Source organism: Haloarcula hispanica ATCC 33960, from assembly GCF_000223905.1.
Lineage (GTDB): Archaea > Halobacteriota > Halobacteria > Halobacteriales > Haloarculaceae > Haloarcula > Haloarcula hispanica.
The window spans coordinates 2,397,171-2,419,637 of the sequence record NC_015948.1 but is presented as its reverse complement, the minus strand read 5'-3'; the positions used below and the strand labels follow the sequence as shown (position 1 = coordinate 2,419,637).

Annotated in this window: 17 protein-coding genes; 8 read left to right on the top strand and 9 right to left on the bottom strand. The window is 64.8% G+C overall.

The window, feature by feature from the left end:
* Positions 1–60 precede the first annotated feature (60 nt).
* Positions 61–1,200: an acyl-CoA dehydrogenase family protein gene (locus tag HAH_RS12100; RefSeq protein ID WP_014041179.1), complete on the top strand. Its 1,140-nt coding sequence runs from the start codon at positions 61–63 to the stop codon at positions 1,198–1,200.
* A 30-nt stretch (positions 1,201–1,230) separates the two neighbouring features.
* Here the strand turns inward: HAH_RS12100 and HAH_RS12095 are convergent, their stop codons facing one another.
* Positions 1,231–1,674, bottom strand: a complete 444-nt coding sequence (locus HAH_RS12095) for a MaoC family dehydratase (RefSeq protein WP_014041178.1) — start codon at positions 1,672–1,674, stop codon at positions 1,231–1,233.
* A gap of 276 nt (positions 1,675–1,950) precedes the next feature.
* Between HAH_RS12095 and HAH_RS12090 the strand changes: the two genes are divergently transcribed.
* Complete coding sequence (locus tag HAH_RS12090) at positions 1,951–2,760, top strand: SDR family NAD(P)-dependent oxidoreductase (RefSeq protein ID WP_044952010.1); 810 nt, start codon at positions 1,951–1,953, stop codon at positions 2,758–2,760.
* A gap of 36 nt (positions 2,761–2,796) precedes the next feature.
* Here the strand turns inward: HAH_RS12090 and HAH_RS12085 are convergent, their stop codons facing one another.
* The gene (locus HAH_RS12085) at positions 2,797–3,498 is read right to left on the bottom strand and encodes an HAD family hydrolase (protein WP_014041176.1); all 702 of its coding nucleotides are present in this window, start codon (positions 3,496–3,498) and stop codon (positions 2,797–2,799) included.
* A 168-nt stretch (positions 3,499–3,666) separates the two neighbouring features.
* On the opposite strand from HAH_RS12085, the gene HAH_RS12080 reads away from it, so the two are divergent.
* A complete protein-coding gene (locus HAH_RS12080; RefSeq protein WP_014041175.1) occupies positions 3,667–4,884 on the top strand; it encodes an acyl-CoA dehydrogenase family protein in 1,218 nt (405 codons plus the stop codon).
* 27 nt (positions 4,885–4,911) lie between these two features.
* Here HAH_RS12080 and HAH_RS12075 read toward each other — a convergent pair whose 3' ends face one another.
* From HAH_RS12075 to HAH_RS12065, 3 genes are all read right to left on the bottom strand, one after another.
* Complete coding sequence (locus HAH_RS12075; protein ID WP_014041174.1) at positions 4,912–6,876, bottom strand: 3-hydroxyacyl-CoA dehydrogenase/enoyl-CoA hydratase family protein; 1,965 nt, start codon at positions 6,874–6,876, stop codon at positions 4,912–4,914.
* A gap of 169 nt (positions 6,877–7,045) precedes the next feature.
* Positions 7,046–8,116: a phosphotransferase family protein gene (locus tag HAH_RS12070; protein ID WP_014041173.1), complete on the bottom strand. Its 1,071-nt coding sequence runs from the start codon at positions 8,114–8,116 to the stop codon at positions 7,046–7,048.
* A 43-nt stretch (positions 8,117–8,159) separates the two neighbouring features.
* Positions 8,160–8,954, bottom strand: a complete 795-nt coding sequence (locus HAH_RS12065) for an enoyl-CoA hydratase/isomerase family protein (protein ID WP_014041172.1) — start codon at positions 8,952–8,954, stop codon at positions 8,160–8,162.
* A 171-nt stretch (positions 8,955–9,125) separates the two neighbouring features.
* On the opposite strand from HAH_RS12065, the gene HAH_RS12060 reads away from it, so the two are divergent.
* On the top strand, positions 9,126–10,781 hold the full coding sequence (locus tag HAH_RS12060) for a long-chain-fatty-acid--CoA ligase (protein ID WP_014041171.1): 1,656 nt from the start codon (positions 9,126–9,128) through the stop codon (positions 10,779–10,781).
* A 179-nt stretch (positions 10,782–10,960) separates the two neighbouring features.
* Here HAH_RS12060 and HAH_RS12055 read toward each other — a convergent pair whose 3' ends face one another.
* Positions 10,961–12,430 carry an aldehyde dehydrogenase family protein gene (locus HAH_RS12055; protein WP_014041170.1) on the bottom strand — a complete coding sequence of 490 codons (1,470 nt, stop codon included), beginning with the start codon at positions 12,428–12,430 and terminating at the stop codon, positions 10,961–10,963.
* A gap of 82 nt (positions 12,431–12,512) precedes the next feature.
* Between HAH_RS12055 and HAH_RS12050 the strand changes: the two genes are divergently transcribed.
* Entirely contained in the window at positions 12,513–13,676 is a 1,164-nt protein-coding gene (locus tag HAH_RS12050) for an acyl-CoA dehydrogenase family protein (protein ID WP_014041169.1), read from the top strand.
* Positions 13,677–13,736: 60 nt separating this feature from the next.
* On the opposite strand, the gene HAH_RS12045 is transcribed toward HAH_RS12050, so the two are convergent.
* Positions 13,737–14,507 (bottom strand): IclR family transcriptional regulator, encoded by a 771-nt coding sequence (locus HAH_RS12045; RefSeq protein ID WP_014041168.1) that lies wholly within the window; start codon positions 14,505–14,507, stop codon positions 13,737–13,739.
* 150 nt (positions 14,508–14,657) lie between these two features.
* On the opposite strand from HAH_RS12045, the gene HAH_RS12040 reads away from it, so the two are divergent.
* Positions 14,658–15,788, top strand: coding sequence for an EstA family serine hydrolase (locus HAH_RS12040; protein WP_014041167.1), 1,131 nt, complete (start codon positions 14,658–14,660; stop codon positions 15,786–15,788).
* A 123-nt stretch (positions 15,789–15,911) separates the two neighbouring features.
* A complete protein-coding gene (locus HAH_RS12035; RefSeq protein WP_014041166.1) occupies positions 15,912–17,210 on the top strand; it encodes a DUF362 domain-containing protein in 1,299 nt (432 codons plus the stop codon).
* Positions 17,211–17,535: 325 nt separating this feature from the next.
* Here HAH_RS12035 and HAH_RS12030 read toward each other — a convergent pair whose 3' ends face one another.
* Positions 17,536–20,586, bottom strand: coding sequence for an FAD-binding and (Fe-S)-binding domain-containing protein (locus tag HAH_RS12030; protein WP_014041165.1), 3,051 nt, complete (start codon positions 20,584–20,586; stop codon positions 17,536–17,538).
* 102 nt (positions 20,587–20,688) lie between these two features.
* Here HAH_RS12030 and HAH_RS12025 point away from each other — a divergent pair, with 102 nt between their 5' ends.
* The gene (locus HAH_RS12025; RefSeq protein WP_011223955.1) at positions 20,689–21,069 is read left to right on the top strand and encodes a VOC family protein; all 381 of its coding nucleotides are present in this window, start codon (positions 20,689–20,691) and stop codon (positions 21,067–21,069) included.
* Between the two features lie 45 nt (positions 21,070–21,114).
* Here the strand turns inward: HAH_RS12025 and aceB are convergent, their stop codons facing one another.
* A complete protein-coding gene (gene aceB, locus HAH_RS12020) occupies positions 21,115–22,422 on the bottom strand; it encodes a malate synthase AceB (RefSeq protein WP_014041163.1) in 1,308 nt (435 codons plus the stop codon).
* Positions 22,423–22,467: the final 45 nt, after the last annotated feature.

The following is a 22,467-nucleotide window of genomic DNA, read 5'->3' as shown; positions in this document are numbered from 1 at the left end:
CATTAAAGATACGGGAGGATTCGACCAAATCTATATCTGGGTGGCCGTCACACATCGAATATGGCGTTTAGCTTGACGGCCGAGCAGACGGCAGTCCGAGAAGCGGTGCGTGAATTCGGCGAAAACGAGATCGAGCCGCTCGGAAAGGAATGCGACAGGGAGAAGCGCTACCCGGCGGAACTGATGGAGCAGGCGGCACAGTACGACCTCATCGCGCCGGAAGTCCCCGAGAAGTACGGCGGCGCGGGGATGGACAGCCTCACTGGCGTCGTCGTCACCGAGGAACTCTGGCGGGCCGACCCGGGTATCGGGAGCGCCATCGGCTCCCGTGGCTTCGGGTCGAGCATGATTCAGAAGTACGGCGACGAGTGGATGAAAGAGGAGTGGCTGCCGAAAATCACCAGCGGCGAGTCGGCGTGTGCCAGCGCTATCAGCGAACCCGCCCACGGCTCGAACGTGGCCGGCATCGAGACCTACGCCGAGCGCGACGCTGACGGCTGGGTCCTCAACGGCAACAAGATGTGGATTACCAACGGCACCGTCGCCGACGTAATGGTCGTGATGGCCAAGACCGATCCCGACGCCGGCCACGAGGGCATCAGCGCGTTCCTCGTGCCGACGGATACCGACGGCCTGCAGGCAGAGAAAATCGACAACAAGCTCGGCATCCGCGCGTCAGATCTGGCCGAAATCAGCATCGACGACGTTCGCGTGCCCGAGGAGAACCTCGTCGGCGAGGAGGGCGCTGGCTTCTACCAGCTGATGGACTTCTTCGCGAGCGGGCGAGCGAATGTCGCCGCACAGGCTGTCGGCACCGCTCAGGCCGCCATCGACGACTCAGTTCAGTACGCGAACGAGCGCGAGCAGTTCGGCCAGCCGATCAGTGAGTTTCAGGCCATCGAACACAAGATCGCTGAGATGGCGACCAACGTCGAGGCCGCGCGGTCGCTCACCTACCGCGCTGCCAGCGCCATCGACGAGGACAATCTCGACGTTGCGACGAAGTGGGCCAGCATGGCGAAGCTCTTCGCCAGCGAGCACGCCGTCGACGTGGCCGACGAGGCGATTCAGGTCCATGGCGGTGCGGGCTACGTCACCGACCACAACGTCGAGCGGTACTACCGCGACGCCCGAATCACCAAAATCTACGAGGGGACCAGCGAGATTCAGAAGAACATCATCGCCGACCGCGTGCTGTAAGACTGCACCGAGGCTGGGAGACCGCACAGTCTACCGCCGGAGCGTCAGGAACTCGGCCGAGAAGACGGCTTCGTCGGCCTGATTCAGCGCGGTGACTTCGGTCCGGACGACGCCCGTCGCAACCGGGTGGTCTCGCCGCTCCTTGTCGACGATCTCGGCCTCGACGTGAACCGTATCCCCCAGAAACACCGGCTTGACGAACCGGAGGCGGTCGAGCCCGTAGAACGCGACCATGTGCCGCTTTTCGGCCTCGTCGCGGGCCTGCCACAGCAGTCCGGTGACGACTGAAAACACCAGTGCGCCGTGGGCGATACGCTCACCGTACCCCGAGTCGGCCATCCGCTCTGCGTTCGTGTGGAGGTGATTGAAGTCCCCGCTGACACCGGCGAAGTTGACCACGTCGGCCTCGGTGATGGTTCGCCCCGACGTGGTGAATCCCTCGCCAACCTCGACGGTTTCGAACTCACCGGCCATCGTACCGTCCCTCGCAAGCGACTGCGGAACGACGCTTCGGTTTCTGGTCTGGTCGCCACTGCCGCGTCCGCATCTGCCGGTTCCGGGACTGCGGTCTGCTACTGTTGCTGGACATACACGTCGTCACCGTGTCCCGCGCCGGTGTTAATGGTACCGGGGTTCTCCGGTCGTTCTCACCACCACCGCAAAGATACGAAGCACCTCAGCCTGTTCTGGCTGTTCAACTATATTCAACGGAATCCCGCAGAGGGGGCTCAGGACGTAGCTTTATTGGGGATGCCCGAGATGTCAGAAGCGATGTCAAAGCCACACACGGAGCGGTTTAGCCTGAAGGGTCAGCGGGCGATTATCACGGGCGCATCGAGCGGCATCGGCCGAGCAATCGCGGAGGAGTTCGCTGCCGACGGGGCCGACGTGGTTGTCTGCTCGCGCGAGCAGGACAACGTCGGCCCCGTCGCCGACGAGATCAACGACAGCGACCGGCCCGGCGAGGCGGTCGCTATCGAATGCGACGTGACAGACCGCGAGGCCGTCGAGGCGCTGGTGGAGGCGACCGTCGACGAGTTCGGCGGGCTGGACGTGCTCGTGAACAACGCCGGCGCGAGCTTCATGGCCGGGTTCGACGACATCAGCGAGAACGGCTGGAAGACCATCGTCGACATCAACCTCCACGGGACCTACCACTGCACGCAGGCGGCCGGCGACGCGCTGGCCGACGGCGACGGCGGGGCGGTCATCAATCTCTCCAGCGTCGCCGGCGAACAGGGCGCGCCGTACATGAGCCACTACGGGGCCGCCAAGGCCGGCGTCAGCAACCTCACGTCGACGCTGTCGGCGGAGTGGGCTGACCGCGATATCCGGATCAACTGCATCGCACCGGGCTTCGTCGCCACGCCGGGCGTCGAGTCACAGATGGGCGTCAGCGCCGACAACATCGACCGCGAGGCCGTCGAGCGCCGCATCGGCCTCTCCGAGGAAATCGCCGACATCGCGCGGTTCCTCGCCAGCCCGGCGTCGTCGTACATCGTCGGCCAGACCATCACCGCCGCCGGCGTCCCGCGGCTCGAAGAGACGCCCGACATCTGAGCGCCGGGACCAGTACCGACGGCTGGGACCGCGGTGTCACTCCCCGTCCGAGATTCCGAGCCAGTCCGGCAATTCCCGGAGGTCGTCGAGCGCGATATCCACGGCGGGTCCGTCCTCAGCCCCGTAGGCGGCCGTCCACAGTCCGGCCTCCGTCCCGCCGTCCATGTCGTGCTCGTAGCGGTCACCGATCATCACGGCCTGTGCCGGTTCGACCCCGGCCTTTGTCAGTGCCGTTTCGAACATCGCCGGGTCGGGCTTGGTCCGACCGACGGCCTCCGAGGCGGTGTACGAATCCATCGCGTCCCAGACCCCGAAGGTCCGCAACAGTTGTTCGCCCTCGGCGTCGTCCACGTCGCTGATGACGCCCTGATGCAGCGGCGCGTCCGCCAGCGTCCCGATGGCCGCGACGGCATCGGGGTTGGGTTCGGCCCGTTCGTCGCGGATTCTCCGGAACAGCGATTCCCACTCGGTTTCCTCGGGGCTGACTGTCAGAATCTCGTCGACTGCCAGCCGGTAGCCCTCGCGGGCCGGCCGGAACGCCGTCCCGTCGCGCTCGCCGAAGTACGTTCCGAGGACCGACCGCCACTGTTCGAGGGCCGCGTCGGCAGCAGCAGTCGCCGGGTACTCCGCACACAGGCGCTCGACAAACTCGCGGTGGGCCGCCCGGACGGACTCCATCCGAAGGATGACGCCCCCGATGTCCCAGAAGACGGCCTCGACGTCTGGACTCTCGCTCACGGCAGCGGCTTGGACTGGCCCGGGTATGAAACTACCGCCGACGCTCGGTGTCGTGGTGGGGACGCCGTGATGACGTACCGGAACACGATTCCGGCAAATAAACGGCCGACCACGCGTTCGCTGTGCTCCAACACTTATGCTGTCGACGTACGAGAACGAAAGTGTGCCATGATATCGTTCACCGATTCCGAGGCCGCGACTGAACTCGCCGAGCGCGCCAGAGCGTTGATGGACGAGGTCGTCATTCCGCGGGAGCGCGAACTCGCAGGCGGGACCGCGATCTCGGACGCGACGGTTCGGGACCTCCGCGCGGCCGCGCGAGAGTACGACGTGTACGCCCCCCAAATCCCCGAGGAACACGGTGGTATGGGCTATGACTTCCGGGACGTGTTGCCGACGTTCGAGGAAGCGGGTCGAAGCCTCCTCGGCCCGATTGCGATGCGGGTGGACGCGCCCGACGAGGGGAACATGCACCTGCTGGAGATGCAAGGGACGGACCTCCAGAAATCGGAGTACCTCGACCCGCTCGTCGAGGGCGAGATACAGTCCGGCTTCGCGATGACGGAGCCGATGCAGGGCGCGGGCTCTGACCCGAAGATGATACGCACCACGGCGCAGAAGGATGGCGACGAGTGGGTCATCGACGGCCACAAGTGGTGGACGACCGGTGGCGTCGACGCCGACATCCTGCTCGTCTTTGCCCGGACGGACGAGGACGTGCACCCGTATGAAGGGTGTTCAGTGTTCATCGTCCCGGCCGACGCCGACGGCGTGGACATCGTTCGGAACGTCCCGCACATGGGCAGCCAGGGCGACCCGAAGGGCCACGCCGAAATCGAGTTCAACGGCGTTCGCGTCCCCGAGGAGCACCTGCTGGGCGAGGAAGGCAACGGCTTCCAGCACGTCCAGCAACGCCTCGGCCCGGCGCGACTCACCCACTGTATGCGCTTCTCGGGGATGGCCGAGCGGGCGCTGTCCATCGCCAAGGCCTACACCACCGAACGGCAGGCCTTCGGCGACTCCGTGGCCGACAAACAGCACGTCCGCTTTGAAATCGCCGAACAGGAGACACAGATTCAGGCCGCGCGGGCGCTGGTCCGGGCCGCCGCGGACGCCATCTCCGCCGGGCAGGAGGCCCGCGTCGAGGTGTCGATGAGCAAGGTGTTCGCCGCCCGGGCGACACAGGACGCCATCGACACCGCGGTCCAGTTCTGTGGCGGCAACGGCATCGGCCGGGACCTCCCGCTGGCGGATTTCTACGAACTGGTCAGGACGTTCCGCATCGTCGACGGGGCCGACGAGGTTCACCTGCGTACCATCGCCCGCGAGGCGTTCGAGGACGTGGACAGCGAGGAACTGGAGCCAGTCCGTCGCTACCGGGAGTAGAACGCGGGCCGCCAGCGGAACGGGTCGCTATTGCCCCTCGAACTCCGGTTCGCGGTCGGCCGCGAAGGCCGCCGTCCCTTCTTTCACATCGTCGGTCGTCAGCAGGAGCGCGAAGGCCTGGCTCTCCATTTCGAGGCCGGCGTCGAGGCTCTCGTCGGCCCCCTCGTTCATCACGCGCTTGGCCTTCCGGAGGGCAATCGGCGGCCCGGAGACGAGGTCCTCGACGAACGCCCCGACTACGCTGTCGAATTCGTCGGCGTCGACAGCCCGGTTGATGAGTCCCCAGTCGGCCGCCCGCTCGGCGGAGATGTGCTCGCCGCGGAAGACGAGTTCCTTCGCTCGGGCGTCGGTCAACATCCGAATCGCGCGCTGGGTCCCGCCGCCCCCGGGCAGCAGGCCGAGCGTGATTTCGGGGAAGCCGAACTCCGAGTCGGTCGTCGCCAGCCGGAGGTCACAGGCGAGGGCAAGCTCCAGGCCCGCCCCGAGACAGTAGCCGTCGAGGCGCGCCAACGTCGGCCGCGGGTACTCGGCGACGGTCGTGAACACTTCCGTCGGTTCCGAAGTCTGTGCGGGGTCACGGTCCGCGAAGCCGGAGATGTCGGCCCCGGCGGAGAAGGCGCGGTCGCCGGCCCCTTCGAACACGACGGCTCGGACTTCGTCATCATCGACCGACGAGAGCAGGTCGACGACCTCGTCGGCGAGCGTTTCGCTGATGGCGTTCATCCGCGATGGCCGGTCGAGTTCCACTTCCAGCAGGCCGTTGTCGTCGAGAGCCCAGTTGATGGTGTGGTAGTCGCCCGGGCCGTCGCCGGTGTCGTTCTCGTGGAAGCCCCGGCCCGCTTCCGTGCCGGTATGGCCGGCCTCGACGAGTTCGACGAGGTAGTCGGCCGGCTCGTAGCGGTCGTCGCCGTGTTCGTCGTGGAGCGTCCGGAGCTTGTCGAGGACGGTGTCGAGACCGATGTCGTCGGCCCGTCGGCAGGTCCCTTCGGGGAAGCCCGCGCCGAGTTGCATCCCCGTGTCGATGGCTTCCGGCGTCGCCACGTCGTCGCCGACGAGCTTCGCGGCCTCGTTTGCCATCACCGACTCGACGCGGAGATGGTCAAAGCCGTCGGCGTCCTCTGGACCGTAGTCCGGCCCGTCGCCGTCGTCGTATTCGTAGTACCCTTCGCCGGTCTTGCGGCCGAGGGTCTCGTTCTCGACCTTCTCTTCCATGAGTGGCGGAATCGGCGTCCCGGCCTCCTTCCGGACGTGGTAACCGATGTCGATGCCGGTCAGGTCGCCGAGTTCGAACGGCCCCATCGGGTAGCCCCGTTCGTGGACCATCGCGGCGTCGGCCTGACGGATGGTCGCCTCGCCCGCCGAGACCATCCAGGCCGGCTCGCTCATGAACGGCCCGAGGACGGAGTTGACGACGAACCCGCGCACGTCCTTGCGGACGTAAATCGGCGTCTTGCCGATGGACTCGACGAATTCGTAGCCGGCCTCAGCCGTCTCGTCGGTCGTCGCCTCGCCGTAGATGACCTCGACGAGGTCCATCTTCACCGGCGGATTGAAGAAGTGCAGACCCAGCACCGATTCCGGCCGCTCCGTCGCCGCGGCGATTTTCGTAATCGAGAGCGAGGAGCTGTTGGTCGCCAGCAGGGCGTCCTCCGGCGCGGCGGCGTCGACGGACTCGAAGATGTCCTGCTTCACCGAGAGCTGTTCCGGCCCGGCCTCAATGACCAGGTCCGCGTCGCTGACCGCCGCCTCCAGATCGGTCGTCGTCGCGACCCGCGCCGCCACGTCGTCGGGGTCCTCGTCGAGTCGCCCCTTCTCGGCGAGCTTTTCGAGCGACCACTCGATTTCGTCGTAGCCGTCTTCGACGATGTCTGCATCGATGTCACGCAACACGACGTCGTAGCCGGCGATAGCCGTGACCTCGGCGATACCGTGACCCATTGTTCCCGCACCGAGCACTGCAACTGTCGCTATCTCTGTCTGCTCTGCTCGCATACGCGTAGTGTCTACTGCAACACATATCAATCATCCCCCTAGCAGCAATCGTGGCTGGTGGTGTTGGTCACGGTGTCATCAGCCAGTCGGGGCTTTCTGGCTGTTTCAATCCACTTCAGAAAAACCGTCTACTTGCTCGGCAGATAATCTCAATCGTCTATCTTCGTTTTCAGAGCGGTTCGTCGCCCTCGATAATCCGAATCGCGCGGTCGGCCAGCGCCGGGACGCGGTTCTCCATCAGGGGATAGAACGGGTCGTCGGCGTTACCTTCCAGATAGCGGCGGTAGAACATCTCGCCGAGAGCGGCGAGCTTGTACACGGCGAGCGTGCGGTAGAACCGCTCGTGTTCGAACGTCAGGCCGGTCTGGGCTTCCCAGCGGTCGACCAGGTCTTGCCGGGTCAGATACCCCGGCGCTTCGATGAACTCCATCGCGAGGTCGGGAATCTCCGGCTTCGGGTCCTTGGCGTCGCGCCAGTACGAGAGCAGCCAGCCGAGGTCGGCCCGTGGGTCGCCCAGTGTCGCCATCTCCCAGTCGAAGACAGCGGCGAGTTCGGGGTCAGCACCGGGGCCGAACATCACGTTGTCGAGTTTGTAATCGCCGTGAACCAGTGTCTCCGGATGGTCGTCGGGGCACTCGTCCTGTAACCACGAGCCAACCCGCTCCAGTTCAGGGATGGTTCGGGATTCGGCCGTCCGCTCGAACGCCCACGCCAGTTGTTTCCCCCAGCGCGTGACCTGGCGCTTCGCATACCCTCTTGCACGGCCGAGGTCGGACAGGCCGACGGATTCGGGGTCTACTTCGTGGATGGCCGCGAGGGTGTCCACCAGTTCGGTGCCGACGGCCTCTCGGGCATCGTCGTTCGTGAAGCGCTCCGGTTCTTCGTCTCGGATGACGGTCCCCTCGACGCGGGCCATCACGTAGAAATCGCTGCCGATGATCGTCTGGTCGTCACAGGCCGTCACCGTCGGCGGGACCGGCACGGCTGTGTCCTGTAGCGCGTCGATGACGCGATACTCCCGTAATACGTCGTGGGCCGTCTCGGCGGTCTGGCCCGGCGGGGGTCGCCTGACAACCAGTTCCCGGTCGCCCCAGGTGACAAACAGCGTCTCGTTGGAGTGGCCCTGTTCGTGGCGCGCAACGTCGAACGTCTCGGCCGGGCCTATCTCCCTCGCGAGGAACTCTTCGAGCGCACTTTCGTCGACCAGCCGCTGGTAGTAGTCGGTGCTGCGTTCAGTCATGGTCGTCGTTTCGCGTCCATCTCATGAAAAACTGCGGGTCGTGTCATCGTCCGACGAACTCCGGCCGGCGGTCGGTCAGGAACGCCTCGACACCCTCCTCGTGGTCGGCGGTCTCGAAGACGATGCCCTGAGCCGTCGCCTCATCGCGCTGGGCGCGGTCGAAGGACTTCTCCAGCCCGTCCTGAAGCAGTCGCTTCGAGTGCCGGAGGGCGACGGTCGGCCCATCGGCGATGCGGCTGACGGTCGCCGCGACTTCTGATTCGAACGCCTCGGCGTCGTAGACGTGGTTGAACAGGCCCAGCTCCGCGGCTCGCTCGGCGCCCAGAATCTCGCCGGTGAACACGAGTTCCTTTGCGACGTTGATCCCGACAATGCGGGGGAGCAGGTACGAGGTGCCGGCGTCGACGCTGAGGCCGACCTGCCGGAAGACGAAGCCGATGCTGGCCGACTCGCTCGCCAGCTGGATGTCACAGGCGATAGCGAGGTTCGCGCCGGCCCCGACGGCTGACCCGTCGACCTTCGCGACGGTCGGGACCGGCAGCGCGACGACTCTGGCGATGGTGTCGCGGGTCCGCCGGGCCAGTTCGCTGACGGCGTCGTCAGTCGGGTCGTCGTTCGTGAGCCGCTCGCTCATCCCCTCGATGTCGCCGCCGGCCGAGAACGACTCGCCAGTGCCCTCGATGACGACACATCGAACATCGGACGCTGTCTCGATAGTGTCGAGGTGGCGCTCCAAGGCGTCGTATACGGGCTGTGTGAGTGCGTTCCGCGTTTCCGGTTCGTTCAGCGTCAGCGTGGCGATGCCGTCGGTGATGGAGAGCAGTACGGACTCGCTCACTGGATATCACTCCGTTGTCGCTGCATGGGGTCGCTTCACATGGTTCCGGTATAAATTTACCGCTGGTTCACAGTTTCAGACAGCGCTGGCCACGAACTGTGGGTGGCACGTCAAGTGTTACCACAGCGAGCAGGGCTAGTTTTAACATATCGGTGTGTGTTGACACGGAGTATGCCAGGTGGTGCACCACTCAACCTCCGGTCATTCCTGTGGCGTGGCGAAAACGTGTTCCCCGACAGCGAGATCGTCTCGCGGACACACCAGGGGATTCACCGATACACAATAGCGGAGTACGCCGAGCGCGTGCGGAAACTGGCCTCAGCGCTCGAACAGGCGGGCATCGAACGCGGCGACAGAGTCGGGACCTTCGCCTGGAACAACCACTGGCATCAGGAGGCCTACTACGGCGTCGCCTGCATGGGTGCGCAGGTACACATGATTAACCTCCTCCTCCCCGACGAGCACATCCAGCACATCGTGGCCGACGCCGAGGACGAGATCCTCATCGTCGACCCCGTCATGCTGGAGAAGCTCGAAGCGGCGTACGACGAGGAGGCGTTCGCCTCCGTCGAGCAGTACATCGTGATGGGAGAGCAGGTACCGGAGACGTCGCTGGGGCCAGTCGTCGACTACGAATCGTTCATCGCCGACGGCGACCCCGACTACTCCTTCCCGCAACTGCCCGAGGACCAGCCCGCGGGGATGTGCTACACGTCCGGGACAACAGGCAAGCCCAAAGGCGTCGAGTACACCCAGAAGATGTACTGGACGCAGGTCATGTCGCTGATGACCAGCGAGGCCGGTATCAAGACCGACGACGTGGAACTGACGTACGTCCCGATGTTCCACGTCAGCGGCTGGTGTCGCCCGTTCACGACTATCGCCGCCGGAGCCAAGACGGTCCTCCCCGGGCCAAACCCGTCGGCTGAGGACCTGGCGAGGCTCATCGAGGAAGAGGACGTGACCGTCTCGGCAGCGGTCCCGACCGTCTTCATGGACCTGCTGGAGTACGCCCGCGAGAGCGACGTGGACTTCTCGTCGGTTCGGTACTTTACCAGCGGCGGGTCCGCGACGCCGCGGTCACTGATGGAGGATTACAAGCAGGAGTTCGACGTGGACCTCATCTCCGGCTACGGTATGACCGAAACGTCGCCGGTCACCCACGCCTACGAGCCAAAGCCCGGGCTGGCGGACCTTCCGGAGGAGGAGCTGTTCGACCTGCGGAGCCACTCCGCGGGGCTTCCGATTGCCGGCCTGGAGTTCAAAGTCGTCAACACCGACGGCGAGGAAGTGCCCTGGGACGGCGAGTCGCTGGGCGAACTCTGGATGCGCGGCCCGTGGGTTACACAGGAGTACTACAACGCCCCCGACGCGACCGAACAGGCTGTCACCGACGACGGCTGGTTCAAGACCGGTGACATCGTCCGGGTGAGTCCGGAGGGGTACGTCGACGTGGTCGACCGGATGGACGACCTCGTCAAGAGCGGCGGCGAGTGGATAGCAAGCGTCGAGGTCGAAAACGCCGTCATGGGTCACGACGAGGTCGTCGAAGCCGCAGTTGTCCCGGTCCCCCACGAGCGGTGGGACGAGCGCCCCGCCGCGTTCGTCGTCACACGCGACGCTGTGTCCGACGAAGCCGCGCTGCGCCAGGAGATCAAAGACCTCGTCGCCGAGTCGTACCCGTCGTGGTGGGTCCCCGACGCCATCCGTCTGGTCGACGGGATTCCCAAGGGCGCGACCGGCAAGTTCTCCAAGCAGACGCTCCGTGACGAGTACGTCGACGAGTCGGTCATCGAAACTGTCGCCGAGAACGCCCCGTCGACGTGATGACGATATAGCCGGTCGAACCGGCGATTCAGAGGTGCTGTGCGGACTCCGCATCCCAGTTCCGTCTACCTGCTACAGCGGCCAGCACATGGACGACGCGCTGTCCGACAGTTCAGCCTCTGCGTGGCGATAGGCCTTCGCAATCGATTTGACCAGCGACCAGCCGCTTCGCTCGGACGTTACAGCAGCTGGTAGTCGCGCTCTTCGTGCTGGACGGAGATCCACTTGGTCTCGGTCAGTTCGTCCATGATCCACTCGCCGTTGTACCGGCCGAGGCCGGAGTTTTTCATCCCGCCGAACGGGGCGTTGGGTTCGTCCTGAATCGGGTGGTCGTTGACGTGGACCATCCCGGCGTCGATCTGGTCGGCGATGGAACGACCGTGTTCGACATCACCGCTGTAGACGCCCGCGGCGAGGCCGTACTCGGTGTCGTTGGCGAGTTCGACAGCTTCCTCGTCGGACTCGAACGGGATGACCGGAGCGACGGGGCCGAAGTGCTCGTTACAGGCCGCGGACATATCGTTGGTACACCCCGAGAGGACGGTCGGTTCGAGGAACAGGTCCTCGACCTCGCCGCCCGTTTCCAGCGTCGCGCCGGCATCGACAGTCTGTTCGATGAACGAGGTAAGCTGGTCGACCTGACTCTCGTTGATGATCGGGCCGAACTCCACGTCCTCGTCCAGCGGGTTCCCGATAGTCAGTGACTCCGCGTGTTCGACGAGCTTCTCGACGTACTCATCGTAGACATCCTCGTGGACGAGGTGGCGGTTAATCGAGATACACACCTGTCCCTGATGGCCGAAGGCACCGACGGAGCCGGCCTTGGCGGCTGCCTCGATGTCGGCGTCCTCGGTGACGACGAACGGTCCGTTGCCACCGAGTTCAAGCGCCGGGAGGGCGAGCGCGTCCCCGGCCTGACTGGCCACAGACCTGCCGACCGCCGTCGACCCGGTGAACGACATCACGCGGGCGGTCGGATGGCCGGCCATCCGGTCGCCGATGTCGGAGCCGTGGCCCGTGACGACGTTGACGACGCCGTCCGGGAGACCGGCTTCCTCGGCAATGTCGGCCAGCAGGAGCCCGCCGGTAATCGGCGTGTCCGTCGCGGGCTTGATGACGACGGTGTTCCCCAGTGCGAGCGCGGGACCGAGCGCCCGCGTCGTGAGGTGTAGCGGGAAGTTCCACGGCGAAATAATCCCGACGACGCCAGCGGGCTCGCGGACGATGTGATGGTCCTTATCTTCGTGATACATCGAATCGCGGACCTCTTCCTCCGGCGGGACCATTTCCAGTGCGCTCTGGAAGTCCGCCATGGCGAAGTTGGCCTCGGCAGTCGCTTTGGCCTGAACACTGCCCGACTCCGTCGCGAGCAGTTCGACGATCTCGTCGAGTCGTTCCTGCATTATCCCGATCATCGCCTGAACGTACTCGTTGCGTTCCTCGCGCGACAGCGCCGCCCAGTCGGACTGGGCCGCTTCGGCGGCCTGATAGGCGTCGTTGACGTCCCCCTCTGTCCCGGCGGGCACCGCCGCGATTTCCTCGCCCGTCGCGGGGTTAGTCACCGGAATCGTATCAGACGCTCCGGCGTCGCGCCACTCGCCGTCGATGTACAGTTGGCTCCACGCCGTCTGGCTATCTGGTTGTGACATTCCATGCTGTCGACAGCGCTACGGACTTTTAGCACTTTGGCAGCAGGCAAACGCTTAATTGAACCCCGGCCACAGATCCTATATGATCGATTACCTCGGTCTCGAAGGCGACCTCGGCGAGGAAGAGCGGATGGTCCGTGACACGGCCCGGGACTTCGTCGAGAACGAAGTCAAACCGGACGTCGGCCAGCACTGGATCGACGGGACGTTCCCGACGGACCTCATCACCGAGATGGGTGAACTCGGGTTCTACGCACCGAACCTCGACGGGTACGGGTTGCCTGGACTCAGCGAGACAGCCTACGGCCTCTTGTTACAGGAACTGGAGGCCGGCGACAGCGGCCTGCGCTCGATGGCCAGCGTTCAGGGTGCGCTCGTCATGTACCCGATTCACGCCTACGGCAGCGATGCCCAGAAGGAGGAGTGGTTGCCGGCGCTCGGCAGCGGCGAGCGGGTGGGCTGTTTCGGTCTGACCGAGCCCGAACACGGGTCGAACCCGTCGGCGATGGAGACGACGGCCGAGCGCGACGCCGACGGCTACGTCCTGAACGGCTCGAAGACATGGATTACGAACGCGCCCATCAGCGACCTCGCAGTGGTCTGGGCAAAAGTCACGTCCGCCGACGGCGACCCCGTGCGGGGCTTCCTCGTCGAGACTGACCGCGACGGCGTGACGACGAACAAGATCGACGAGAAGCTCTCGCTGCGCGCGTCAATTACGGGCGAGATCAGCCTCCAGAACGCCCGCGTCCCCGAGGAGAACGTTTTGCCGGGCGTCGAGGGCATGAAGGGGCCGCTGTCCTGTCTCACGCAGGCCCGCTACGGCATCGCTTGGGGGACGGTCGGGGCCGCGATGGACTGTTTCGAGACCGCCCACGAGTACGCCACTGACCGCGAGCAGTTCGGGAAGCCCATCGCCGGCTACCAGCTCCAGCAGGAGAAGCTCGCGGAGATGGCGACCCAGATATCGCTGGGCCAGTTGCTCGCTCACCGGCTCTCTGACCTGAAGGAACGCGGCGACCTCCGCCCGGAACAGGTGTCGATGGCCAAGCGCAACAACGCGCGGATGGCCCGCGAGCAGTCACGGGTGGCCCGCGAGATGCTCGGCGGCAACGGCATCACTGCTGATTACTCCCCGATGCGGCACCTGACGAACCTCGAAACCGTCTACACCTACGAGGGGACGCACGACATCCACTCGCTCATCCTCGGACACGATCTGACCGGCATTCCGGCGTTCGAGTAGGGCGGCCGTCGAATCTCTTCCGGTATACGGAACGGCCCCGCTGACTCGAAACAGTACTTCTCAATCGTACGTGAGGTCGATCTTCAACTCGCTGGCTTTCCGTTCCAGCAGATCGGGGTACGTCGATTCGATGTCGTCCTGGCTCACCCGGCCATTCGGCCCGAAGACGCTCAACGCGCCGATGAGGTCGTCCTCGTGGTTGTACACCGGCACGCCAGCCGCCCGCAGGCCGTCCATATGTTCTGACATGTTGGTCGCATAACCCCGCTCGCGGACCTGTTCGAGTTCCTCGAACAGCGCGTCCCGGTCGGTAATCGTGTTCGCCGTCAACTCTTCGAGGGCAGTGGTTTCGACGAACTCCTCGATGCGTTCGTCGGGCCACTCCGCGAGGATGGCTTTTCCCGAGGCGAGCGCGTGCAGCGGCCGGCGTTTGCCGATCATCGTGTCGCTCTGCAGGGGATTCCGGCCGCCGGCTCGATGGAGATACACGCCCTCGAAGCCCTCTTCGACCAGAAACAGCGCCCGCTCGTCGGTCTCTATCGCCAGTTCGATGACTTTCTGTTTGGCGACGATATAGCCCGGCCGCCGTATCCGCGGCGGTTCGCTGAGTTGCAGAAACCGCAGCGAGAGCCGGTACTCCCCGTCCTCCTCGACGAGATAGTCCATGTCGTGCAGCGTCTTGAGGTGCCGATACACCGTGCTCTTGGCCAGGTCCGTCTCCGCCCGAATCTCCGCAATTGTCGCGCCTCCCGCGTCCCGAATCAGCGCCAGAATCTCGAACGACGTCCGGGTCGTTGATACCTCGGACGTTCCGTTCTTGTTTTCGAGCATACGGAGTTGTGACCGCTTAGTGACATCAACGTTTCGCATAATCGACCATGATGGTCTGACAGCTCGAACGCAATCAATAGCCGTCCGCTGCTCGATTCCGCGACCGAACAGAACCTAACTTCTATTATCTCGCCGGAGCCAAGACAAGGTATGCCACAACTCAGCGCAGACGCCATCGAACAGCTCCGGGCTCAGTTCGACCGACAACTCGAGGTCGGACTGCACCACGGCGCACAGCTGGCGGTGTACGTCGACGGGGACCTCGTCGTCGACTTCGCCGGCGGTTCCACGGGTCCCGACGGTGACGAAACGACGCCCGAGACGCGCCACGTGCTGTTCTCCTGTACGAAGCCGTTCGTCGGTGTCGGCCTGCACCAGCTCGTCGAGCAGGGCGAACTCGACTACGACGACCGGGTCGTCGAGCACTGGCCGGAGTTTGCCGACGACGGCACGCAGAAAGCATCGATTACAGTCCGGCAGGTACTCAGCCACACCGCCGGCCTCCCCTTCGGTGCGTTCGACGAACAGTACGAAAGCTGGGGCGACTGGGACGCCGTCGTCGCGGCGATGGAAGACATCGACCCCGTGTTCGAGCCCGGAACGACGCCGGCGTATCACGCTATCAACTACGGCTGGCTGGTCGGTGAACTCATCCGCCGCTGTAGCGGCCAGCCGGTCGAAGCATACGTCGCGGAGAACGTGTTCGAGCCGCTGGGGATGGACCACACCGGTATCGGTCTGCGGGATGACGAGCCCGACGACGTGGCGACCCTGGCCGGCTACGAGGCGTTCGAGCGGTGTCACGATGTCGACGAGGGGCTCGATGACCCCGCCGCGTCCGCCGGGGCATTTAATCAGGAAGCGATGCGCCGGGCAGTGATCCCCGCGGCTAACGGCATCGGTACGGCCCGGGACATGGCCCGGTTCTACGCCTGTCTCGCCAACGGCGGGTCGCTGGACGGGACGCAACTGCTGACCGAAGCGACTGTCGACGAGGCGACCACGACTCACGCCGAAACCGAGTCCGACGGCACGCTATCGCGCCCGGCCCGCTACGGCCTTGGCGTCTGGACCGGCGGGCTGGCCGCCGATATGTTCGGGGCCGCCAGCAAAGAGCGCATGTTCGGCCACGCCGGCCTCGGGAGTTCGTTCGGCTGGGCCGACCCCGAACTGAACGTCGGGTTCGCGCTCGTCACGAACGGTATCCGCGACGAGTCCTTCGAACACGCCGCCCGCGTCGGCCAGCTTTCCGACGCCGTCCGACTGCTGTTACAGGACTGACTGCGCCGGTCTGGGGGTTGCCGTCGTAGGCATTCCTGATCGTTCGGGTCGATGTCCGTATCCCCGGTCACCATAGAGCTGGGCGACCCCGGTCTTTGTATGGCTCGGCACTGATCCTCCGATATGAACTTCCCCGACCGAGGCGACGTGGACCACCTTATCGACCCACAGCCGCTGCCGGGCTTCGCTCGCGTCCGGTACGAGCCGGAGACGGCCGCCGTCGACGACCCGTCGGCCGCGGCGCGGACCGAACTCGACCGCCTCGACTTTGACGGGCTGGAAGCGGGTGCGACTGTTGCCGTTGCCGTCGGCAGCCGTGGCATCCACCGTATCGACGACATCGTCGAGACTGTCGTTTCGGATATCCGTGATCGGGGCTTCGAACCAGTCGTCGTCCCGGCGATGGGGAGCCACGGCGGGGCAACGCCCGAGGGCCAGCGCGAAGTGCTGGAAAGTCTTGGTATCACCGAATCACGCCTGGATGCCCCCATCGACGCCCGGATGGACACTGCACAGGTCGACACCGTTACTGTCGGTGACACCGAGTTTCCGGTCCACGTCTCGACGGCGGCACAGGAAGCGGATGCCGTGGTCGTCGTGAACCGGGTGAAGCCCCACACCAACTACAGCGGCCGCATCGAGAGCGGCCTGACGAAAATGACCGTCGTCGGGCTGGGGAAGCAACACGGCGCGAAAGCGTTCCACTCGACAGCCATCAAGGAGGGGTACGTGGAGGCGCTGGAAACCGCACTCCCGGTTGTCGAGTCGGCACTGCCGCTTGTCGGCGGCGTGGCGCTGGTCGAGAACTTCCACGAGGAGACGGCCCACGTCGAAGCGATTCCCGCGGGCTCGTTCACCGACCGCGAGCCAGCGTTGCTGGAGCAGGCCTACGACGAGATGGCGACGCTTCCGGTCGACGACATCGACCTGCTCGTCGTCGACGAACTCGGTAAGGACGTCTCCGGCGCGGGGATGGACACGAACGTCATCGGCCGCTACCGCGTCCTCAACGCGCCGGACCCCGACGAGCCGGCGATCAAACTGCTGTACGCTCGCGGGCTCACCGAGGCGACGAAGGGCAACGGCAACGGCATCGGCTTGGCCGATATCACCCGCCAGGCTGCGGTTGACCAGCTGGACCTGCAGAAGACGTACGCGAACGCGCTCACCAGCGGGTCAACGGCGAAGGCGAAGCTCCCCCTCGTTGCGCCGGACGATGAGTTCGCCATCCGGACGGCGCTGTCCGCGCTCGGTGGCTACGACCCCGACACCGTCCGGATCGTCTGGATACAGACCACGCAGGACCTGTCCGAACTGCACGTCTCCGAGCCGCTCGTCGAGGACCTGCCGACCGCCGCCGAGGTTACCGGCCGCGAGTCGCTCACGTTCACCGACGGCACCGCGTCGTTTACCCGGGACTGACAGTCGGGTGACGACGGTCCCCGTCATGCATCTGGAACAATTTCTAACAACTGTACATCCGTTTCTCCGACTACAACATATTATACCAGTATTACTTTGGGCATGTGATTCGATCCGAACAAGCGGTGGACCTGAATACAGGCAGAGCTGCTGATAAAACTCTATATACTGTGATATTCGAGCGCTATCATCGTACTATCTGGAGATATATCCCGATTGTAGTTGTCGAACGGTTATATCGAAGTGTTTTGCCAAATATACCTCCAAATATCCGAAAACAACATCCTATTCGGGTATGAGTCCAGACAAACAGCCCATGTTCCTATCACGCCGACCGTGAGGTCGTCGCTGTGTCTGGTAGTCGCTCGGCGACAACTTCGATAGGATGGGGCGGGAGCTCGTCGACGCCGTCGCGGTCACCCAACTGCGAGCGGCAGGACCCACCAGGGGCAACGACGCGGTCGCCGTCGCTCTCCTCGACCTTATCGAACAGCAGCCGGCCGATAGTCTTCGAGAGATCGTAGTGCTCGTCGTGGTAGCCGAAGCTTCCGGCCATGCCACAGCACGTCGAATCGAGCGGGTCGACCTCGTAGCCGACGCGACGCATGACGCCGACGGCGTGGTGATCCTTGTTGGTCCCCTTCTGGTTGCAGTGGCCGTGATAGCTGACCGCGCCGGCGGCCCCGAGCGACCGGTCCTCGACCGGCAGCGCGTCGTCGAGCCGGAAGGTATCGAGATACTCCAGCACGCCGTAGGCGCTCTCAGCCACCCGCGAGACTTCGGGGCCGTCGAGCAGGTCGCGGTACTCGTCCTGGAACATCACGGCATCGGAGGGCTCGACGAACACGATGTCCCACCCCTCCGCGACGCGATCCGACAGCCGATTCGCGTTCGTCTCGGCCCGCTCGCGAGCCAGGTCCAGCATTCCGGTGGAGTAAGCCGCTCGCCCGGACGGCGCGGTGTTGTCCGGAATGGTGACGTGGACGCCTGCGGCTTCCAGCGTTTCGACGGCGGCCTTGCCGGCCGTCGGGTACGAGTAGTTCGTGTACGTATCGGGGAACAGCAGGACTTTGCGGTCGGCTTCGGCCCGCGAGACGGTCGAGCCACCGCGTGCATCGAACCAGTCTTGGAATGTCTCCCGGCTGAAGGTGGGGAGTTCGCGCTCCGGCGCGATGCCGAACAGTTTCTGCATAACGGTCCGCGCGCCCGGGATGTCCGTCGCCCAGTTCGAGACCGGTGCCAGCGCCGACCCGACCTTCGAGGCCGTGTCGATGTTGGCGAACAGGCGCTCCCGGCGGCTGGCCCCCTCCGCTTCGTGGTGCTGGTGTTTCAGCTCGGTTTTGAGTTTCGCCATGTCGACGCCGGTCGGGCAGTCGCTCTTGCAGCCCTTGCAGCCGACACAGAGGTCGAGCACTTCCTCCTGGAAGCGGTCGGAGTGAATCTCGTCCTCGCTGAGGTCGCCGCTGATAGCCGACCGGAGGAGGTTCGCACGGCCGCGCGTCGTCTGGACCTCCTCCTCCGAGGCGCGGTACGTTGGACACATCACGTCCCCGTCGGTCTGTCGGCAGGTCCCACAGCCGTTACACAGTTCGACCAGCTCGGAGAAGCCGCCCTCGTCCGCGAAGTCGAGCGTCGTCTGTGGCTCCAGGGACTGGTAGTCAGGACCGTACCGGAGATTCTCGCGCATGTCCGCGCCGACACCCCGGTCAGCGTCTGGGCCGATATCGTCCGGGTCATCGCGGTAGACGACGTTGCCCGGGTGCATCCACCACTGCGGGTCGAAGGCCGTCTTGACCTGCTTGAACGCGTCCCAGAGGTCCTCGCCGTACATCTTGGGCGTGAACTCCGTCCGGGCCATCCCGTCGCCGTGCTCACCGGAGAACGACCCATTGTGTTCGAGCACGAGGTCGGTCACGTCGTCGGTGATGGAGTGCATGTCTTCGATACCGGATTCCTCCTTCAGGTTGAGAATCGGGCGGATGTGGAGTGTTCCGGAGCCGGCGTGGGCGAAGTACGCGGCCGAGGTGTCGTGGTCGGCCAGCACCTCCTCGAACTTCTCGACGTACTCGGCCAGTTCGGCGGGCGGGACCGTCGCGTCCTCGATGAACGGGTACGGTTTGGGGTCGCCGTCCATGGACATCAGGAGCGGAATCGCGGCTTTGCGGAGCTTCCAGAGGTCAGCCTGGTCGGCGTCGGTGTAGGCTTCCACCACGTCAAAGGCCGCTCCGTTATCGAGGAACCGTTCGTTGGTCCGCGCGATGGCCGCCTCGAAGTCATCGTGCAATTCCGAGTCGTATTCGAGCATCAACGCCGCGGCCGCTCGGTCCGGAATCGGGTCGACGTACTCGGCGTAGCCGTCGGAGCCGGCTGCGAGCCTGAACATCTCGTCGTCCATCAACTCGACCGCGCTGACATCGTAGTCAAGCGCGACCGGGACAGCCCGCATCGCATCGGGAAGCGTGTCAAAGCAGTACAGCGCCAGCGCGGTCTCCTCGGGGACGGTCACCAGCGAAAGTTCGGCTTCGACAATGACCCCGAGGGTCCCCTCGCTCCCGACAAACAGCTTCGCGAGGTTCAGCACGCGCTCGCCGTCGTCGTTTTCGTAGATAACGCGGTCGAGGTTGTAGCCAGACACCCGGCGCTTGAGGTCAGGGTAGCGGTCCTCGATTTCGCTTGCGTTCTCCTCGACGACTTCGCGGACCGTCTGATAGATGTCGGCCTCGCGGTCGTCTTTGCTCACGATGTCGTCCCACTCCGGCGAGTCGATGACGACCTCGCGGGCGTGGATGAGTGAGCCGTCAGAGAGGACAGCTTTCACCGCATCTGTGTAGGCGTCGGTGATGCCGTACCTGACGGAGTGTGCGCCGGTGGAGTTGTTTCCGATGCCGCCGCCGACAGAGGCGCGGTTCGACGATGCCGGATCCGGCGCGAACTTCAGGCCGTACTCGGCCAGCGTGTCGTCCAGGTCGTCCTGCACCACGCCGGGCTGGATGTGCGCCGTCTGCTCGCCCGGCCGAATATCGAGGATACCGTCCATGTGCCGGGACAGGTCTAGCACGACACAGCCCGGACCGACGGTCTGTCCGGCGAGCGACGACCCGGTCCCGCGGGGCATGATCGGGACGCCGTGGCTCGTCGCCACCTCGACGGCCGCCCGCACGTCGTCGGTATCAGTCGGGTACACGACCCCGGCTGGTTCGGCGCGATAGATGCTCCCGTCCGTTGCGTACAGAATCCGGGCGTATTCGTCGAACTCGACCCCACCCGAGACCCGCGAGCGAAGCGCTTCCGCCAGGTCCCGGTACGCATCCACGTCCGGTCGGTCGAGGTCCAGTTCCTGTGCTGACCAGGTGTCCTCGACATTTTCGATCGCCATACGAGCATTCAGGAGTAATAATCATTAAAGTCTGTGGCATGCGGTCACAATTCGCTTTACGTAGCCCGCCAGCTATTTGACGCAGGGCACTGGAAGCGATGTATGGGCAATGCAAGCATCCTTCATATGTGCCTGAACGTGGCCGACGCCACAGCATCGATCGCGTTCTACGAGCAGTTCGGCTTCGAGGAGTCCTGGCAGTTCACCACGCCCGACGGCGAGACGACGAACTACTACGTGGCCGACGACAGCGGCGTCGAACTGCAACTGGCAGAAACGGACGGGGAGACGAGCTTCGAGATGGGGTCCGGCTGGGACCATCTCGCTCTCGGCGTGGACGATGTCGACGCGACGGTCGACCGCATCGATCATCACGGCGTCGTCAAAGAGCCCGGCCCACAGCCGGAGGCCGGCGCGTACACGGCCTTCGTCGCGGACCCCGACGGCCACCACGTCGAACTCATCGAACCGCTGGAAGACTGAACCACGCCCGCGGCGTTTCGAGTGACGAAATACTGAGGACGGCCGTTAGTTGCCGACAGCCGTGGCGCGTTCGACGATGTCAGTGCCGTACATCTCCGCCAGTTCCTCGTGCTGGTCCGGGCGGTGCTCGTACACGTCCTGGAACAGCGTGATGGGTGTCTGGGCGGCCTGGTAGGTCGCTTCGTCCCACATCCGGTCTTTACTGACCTCGACTTCGACGCCGTCGATGACCAGCGTCGCGGCCTGAGTCATCGCGATGGCTCCCTTGCCGGCCTCCTTCGCGGCCTCGAACTCCTCCATCGAGTCGACGATGTCGGTCATGCTGGGGATGTACGCGGTGCGGTCGAGCAGTTCCTCGGTGAGTTCGTCCTCGTCCAGTTCCAGCCGGTCACCGCCCGCCTGCAGGACGTAGCCGCCCTCGCCGTCCGTTTCCAGCGAGAGGTCGTCGCCGTCGTACACCTGCTTGCCGTCCTGTGCGTCGAGTTCGACCTCCTGACCGCCGACGTCGAGCAGCCAGCTCCCGGTCTTTGGCGGGAGCGGGGCCGTGTTCGCCTCCACGACTTGCCCCGGTGTCAGCGACCAGATGCCAGTCATCCCCTTCGCGCGGTTGTCCTTCATCCGCTCGCGGTACCCCTCGACGTCGCGGATATCGTCGTAGGGGCCGTCGACGGCGATAAGGCCGGCGGCGCTGGCACCGCGGGAGGTGTTGTGGCGCAGTTCCGGCCACGGCGGGAGTTCGCCGGTAGGCGTCATCGCGCGCATATCCTTCGTGTAGTCGACCTCGCCGTCGACGAGCAGGAACATACGTTCGAGGTTGTTCGAGGGCTTGCCCATCTCCTCGCGCAGGTCGCCCATCGCCAGTTCGGCCTCGCCGCTCTCGACGATGACCGACATGGAGAGGCTCCCCTCCTCCAGTCCGTGCTCGTGCTCGATGATGGTGAAGAACTCGTCGGCCTTCTTCCAGTCGTCGATGTCGCCGACCTCCGGGATGACGAAGCCGTCGATGTGCTCGACCGCACCGTTTTCGGGGTCGGTAATTTCGAGCATCTGCTGGAAGCCCTGATAGCGGGTCGTCGGGGACTCGCGGTGCCAGACGACGCGCGGGTGGATCTCGCCGGGGAACTCGGCACCCTGTTCTGAGACCACTTCGATGATGTTCTCGACGCCCTCCTCGCGCATGTTCGGTGCCGTCGCGTCCTCGTTGTCCGGGACCCAGACATCCGGGGCCTGCAGGCCGCGGAGCTGGCCCGCGCTTCGCAGCATCTTCGCTGAATCGTCCTCCCCGTCGACTGCTGTTGGAGAGGTAAAGAACGTTCTGACGAACTCGCGGTCGTAGTGTCGTTTCACACTCATAACTCGTCTCAAAGAACCCGACGGAACCGCTTAAATCTACCGTCC

Bases quoted from the DNA above. Each gene is read 5' to 3' on its own strand.
- HAH_RS12080 (WP_014041175.1), top strand. From the start codon at position 3,667: ATGATATCGTTCACCGATTCCGAGGCCGCGACTGAACTCGCCGAGCGC.
- HAH_RS12070 (WP_014041173.1), bottom strand. From the start codon at position 8,116: ATGACTGAACGCAGCACCGACTACTACCAGCGGCTGGTCGACGAAAGT.
- HAH_RS12090 (WP_044952010.1), top strand. From the start codon at position 1,951: ATGCCCGAGATGTCAGAAGCGATGTCAAAGCCACACACGGAGCGGTTT.
- HAH_RS12040 (WP_014041167.1), top strand. From the start codon at position 14,658: ATGCCACAACTCAGCGCAGACGCCATCGAACAGCTCCGGGCTCAGTTC.
- HAH_RS12055 (WP_014041170.1), bottom strand. From the start codon at position 12,430: ATGTCACAACCAGATAGCCAGACGGCGTGGAGCCAACTGTACATCGAC.
- HAH_RS12045 (WP_014041168.1), bottom strand. From the start codon at position 14,507: ATGCTCGAAAACAAGAACGGAACGTCCGAGGTATCAACGACCCGGACG.
- HAH_RS12050 (WP_014041169.1), top strand. From the start codon at position 12,513: ATGATCGATTACCTCGGTCTCGAAGGCGACCTCGGCGAGGAAGAGCGG.
- HAH_RS12095 (WP_014041178.1), bottom strand. From the start codon at position 1,674: ATGGCCGGTGAGTTCGAAACCGTCGAGGTTGGCGAGGGATTCACCACG.
- HAH_RS12060 (WP_014041171.1), top strand. From the start codon at position 9,126: ATGCCAGGTGGTGCACCACTCAACCTCCGGTCATTCCTGTGGCGTGGC.
- aceB (WP_014041163.1), bottom strand. From the start codon at position 22,422: ATGAGTGTGAAACGACACTACGACCGCGAGTTCGTCAGAACGTTCTTT.
- HAH_RS12030 (WP_014041165.1), bottom strand. From the start codon at position 20,586: ATGGCGATCGAAAATGTCGAGGACACCTGGTCAGCACAGGAACTGGAC.
- HAH_RS12035 (WP_014041166.1), top strand. From the start codon at position 15,912: ATGAACTTCCCCGACCGAGGCGACGTGGACCACCTTATCGACCCACAG.
- HAH_RS12100 (WP_014041179.1), top strand. From the start codon at position 61: ATGGCGTTTAGCTTGACGGCCGAGCAGACGGCAGTCCGAGAAGCGGTG.
- HAH_RS12025 (WP_011223955.1), top strand. From the start codon at position 20,689: ATGGGCAATGCAAGCATCCTTCATATGTGCCTGAACGTGGCCGACGCC.
- HAH_RS12075 (WP_014041174.1), bottom strand. From the start codon at position 6,876: ATGCGAGCAGAGCAGACAGAGATAGCGACAGTTGCAGTGCTCGGTGCG.